Raw genomic sequence first — 3,301 nt, 5'->3', positions numbered from 1 at the left:
CCGTCGTTCTCGATCTGCCGCCGGCGGAGGAAAAGGCCTCCTTCAACGGCAATATCGTCACCGCATGGCAATTGCCGCTCGAGGATGCCGGCCTGCTCGGATACGACAAGGGCAAAGGCGGCAAGTTTGTGGTCCTGCCGCCGGGTTACACGGACAAGCTGCCGGAAGGGTTCATTCCGCTGCAGTCCGAGGTCTACGGCGGCTACATGCTGTTTCGTTCGAACCTTGCGAGCCATGGTGATGCCGATGTCCAGGCCTCCATCGACTACGGCAAGAAGCTGAAAGTCTATCCGCTGTCGGCCGCCGCCAATCCGCCGGAGACCGTTTTCTCTGACGTGAAGGATTTTCTGTTCGATTCCACGATCAAATGGGACGCGAGCTTCTTCGACAATCTGAACCGTGTCGTACAGGAAGAGCCGTGGATCTCCCGCGACCGCGTGATGATCGACCAGCTGAAATCGATCGGCATAGAGAAAGACAAGCCGTTTGAGCCCGATCGCCACACCAAATCCCTGCTGACCAAGGGCATCAAGGAGGCCGAGACCCTACTGGAGGCAAAATACGATGCCGGTCTGCCGCCCTTCTTCAGCGAGAAGAGCCGCTGGACCTTCCCGGCCTATCCCGATCTCATCAAGGCCATGCAATCTGATTTCGCCGAACAGGACGCCTATCCGGTCGATCATCGCGGCGTTGCCTACAGCTATGCCTATATCGGCATCAAGAGGCTCGGGGCCGGTCAGTTCTATGCGATCTCGATCCGCGACAAGGATGGCAATGCCTTCGACGGCGGCAAGACCTATCGTCTCCATGTGCCTGGTAATGTTCCCGTCCAGCAATATTGGTCGGTGACGGCCTATGACCGGCAGACGCACGCGCTGATCAAGAATGTTGCGCGTGCCAGCCGTTCGTCGCAGATTCCGGAACTGGTGAAGAACAGCGATGGATCCGTCGATCTCTATTTCGGTCCCAAGGCCCCCAAGGGCAAGGAGGCCAATTGGGTACCGACCGATCCGAAGCGGCAGTTCGAGCTGATGTTCCGCGCCTACGGCCCGACGAACGATTTTTTCGACAAGAAGTGGGTGCTGTCGGATGTCGTCAGGGTCGCCGCGCCCTAGGTGTCAGCACGAGGGGCCATTTATGACTGGCATCGTGAGCCAAGAGCTCCCATGACGCACACAGAAACGATCATCATCGGTGCGGGACCGGCAGGATTGGCCTGCGCCGTGGCGCTGCAGGCGCGTGGACGCCCGTTTCTGGTGCTTGAGAAGGGCGACACTCTGGCTGCCTCCTGGCATCGCCACTACGACCGCCTTCGGCTGCATACCCACAAGATGCACTCGGCCCTGCCGGGAATGCCAATGCCGCGGCGGTTTCCGAAGTATCCCTCGCGGCAGCAGGTGATCGAGTATCTCGAAACCTATAGCTCCTCGAACGACATCGAGGTCAGGTTCGGCGTGCGCGCGACGACGATCCGCAAGGACAAGGCGTGGATTGTCGAGAGCTTCGAGGGGGCATTCGAGGCGAGCAATGTCATCCTCGCGACCGGGCTTTCGAACGCGCCGATAAGGCCGTCCTGGGAGGGGCAGGAGCTGTTTTCGGGCAAGCTTCTGCACTCCTCGGAGTTCCGGAATGCCGCGGAGCTTGCAGCCGAGCGGGTCCTCGTCGTCGGCTTCGGCAACTCCGCCGGCGAGATCGCTCTCGAATGCGCCGAGGCCGGCCTTGATGTCGCCATGTCCGTGCGTGGTCCGGTCAACGTCGTGCCGCTCGAGCTGTTCGGCGTGACGACCGCCAGCATTGCCATCGCCCAGCGGTTCCTTCCCTATCGCCTGGTCGATGCGGTGAACGCGCCGATCCTCAGCCTGCGTTTCGGGGACCTCGGGGCGTTCGGAGTGGAAAGGGCAAGAGGCGGGCCGCTGGCCGGCATCATCGAAAGGGGCCGCACGCCGATGATCAACATCGGCACGATCGAGCGGATCAGGTCGGGGGATATCAAGGTGTTCCCTGCCGTCACGAGTTCCGACGATCGCCAGGTGCAATTCGCGGATGGCCGCTCCGGCATTTTTGACGCGATCGTCCTTGCGACCGGCTATCGGCCGGGGCTCGAGGCGCTGCTGGCCGATTTCAAACAACGATTTGGCGGCGCCGACGGTCCCGCGCGCGGAGATCTCCAGCCGGCGAATGATGGCCTCTACTTTTGCGGCTTCACCGCCGTTCCAACCGGCCTCCTCCGGGAAATCGGACTTGAGGCGGAGAAGATCGCGGCCTCCATCGCCGGAAAATGATGCGTCGTCCACCACCCGCGGCCGGCTTTGTGCTGCCGAGCCTGCGACGGTTGGACCAGCCGTTCAGGCTGGCGTCAGACGTGTTGCCTACATGAAGCGCGGGCTGCAACGGAAAGGCTGATTTGATGAACAGGTACGCATGGTACGCTCTCGCCGCATCTGCCGCGATCGCAACCGCTTCGCCGTCATGGGCGGCTACGACTGTGAAAGTGACCGAAGGCGGCGAGGGCGGCGGGCCGATGACCCTGACACTCGACCAGGCCACGATCAAGGCAGGGGAAACGATCTTCGCGGTTCACAACGACGCCATGACCGAGGAGCACGAGATGGTGCTCGTCAAGCTGAAGTCCCCGGACCAGAAGGTTCCGTTGATTGCATCCAGGCATAGGGTCGATGAAAAGCAGCTCAAGAGCATCGGCGAAGTCTCGGACCTCAAGCCGGGAGCGGACGGGCAGTTGAAAACGAAGCTCGCGCCCGGCGCCTACCTGCTTCTGTGCAATATCAAGGGGCATTACGAGGCGGGCATGCAGGCGAGCCTTACCGTGACCAAGTAGCCGCGAGATCGAAAGCCAGCCGAAAGCACCGCTGGCTTTGATGACAGGTGCCAGAGGCGGCTTACGCCGCCTCCTTCTCCTTTGCGTAAGGGTCGAAGCGGCCGTAGAAGGTCTCGCCCTTGGCCGCCATGTCCTCAAGCAGCGCCGTCGGCTTGAAGTGTGCACCGTAGGTTGCCGCCAATTTCTCGCAGAGCCCCACGAAGATCTTCACGCCCATGCCGTCGATGTAGGACAGCACGCCGCCGGTGTATGGCGCGAAGCCGAAGCCGAGGATAGAGCCGACGTCGGCCTCGCGAGGATCGGTGACGATGCCTTCTTCGATGGTGCGCGCCGCTTCGAGTGCGATGGTGACGAGGAAGCGCTGCTTCAGCACCTCGACATCGACGTCTTCCGCCTTCTTCTGCGGGTAGAAGGTCTTCAGCTCCGGCCAAAGCGACTTCTTGGCCGGTTTCGCCGGATAGTCGT

The 3,301-nt window shown here is 61.7% G+C and carries 3 protein-coding genes and 1 pseudogene; 3 read left to right on the top strand and 1 reads right to left on the bottom strand.

Annotation, left to right across the window (positions count from 1 at the left end; all coding sequences use genetic code 11):
• The 3 genes from AAAB35_RS14420 to AAAB35_RS14410 form a co-directional block, all read left to right on the top strand.
• Window positions 1-1,115, top strand: a 1,115-nt coding sequence (locus tag AAAB35_RS14420; RefSeq protein WP_340668975.1) for a DUF1254 domain-containing protein, incomplete at its 5' end; no start/stop codon positions are given.
• A 51-nt stretch (window positions 1,116-1,166) separates the two neighbouring features.
• Window positions 1,167-2,282, top strand: coding sequence for an NAD(P)/FAD-dependent oxidoreductase (locus AAAB35_RS14415; RefSeq protein ID WP_340668974.1), 1,116 nt, complete (start codon window positions 1,167-1,169; stop codon window positions 2,280-2,282).
• Between the two features lie 125 nt (window positions 2,283-2,407).
• On the top strand, window positions 2,408-2,836 hold the full coding sequence (locus AAAB35_RS14410; protein ID WP_018858582.1) for a plastocyanin/azurin family copper-binding protein: 429 nt from the start codon (window positions 2,408-2,410) through the stop codon (window positions 2,834-2,836).
• Between the two features lie 61 nt (window positions 2,837-2,897).
• Here AAAB35_RS14410 and AAAB35_RS14405 read toward each other — a convergent pair.
• Window positions 2,898-3,301: pseudogene (locus AAAB35_RS14405) on the bottom strand (3-hydroxyacyl-CoA dehydrogenase); the annotation flags it as partial.

The sequence above is a fragment of the Phyllobacterium sp. genome, from assembly GCF_037994425.1.
GTDB lineage: Bacteria > Pseudomonadota > Alphaproteobacteria > Rhizobiales > Rhizobiaceae > Phyllobacterium.
Note: the sequence above shows the minus strand (reverse complement) of the source record. Positions and strands in the feature narration are given on the sequence as shown.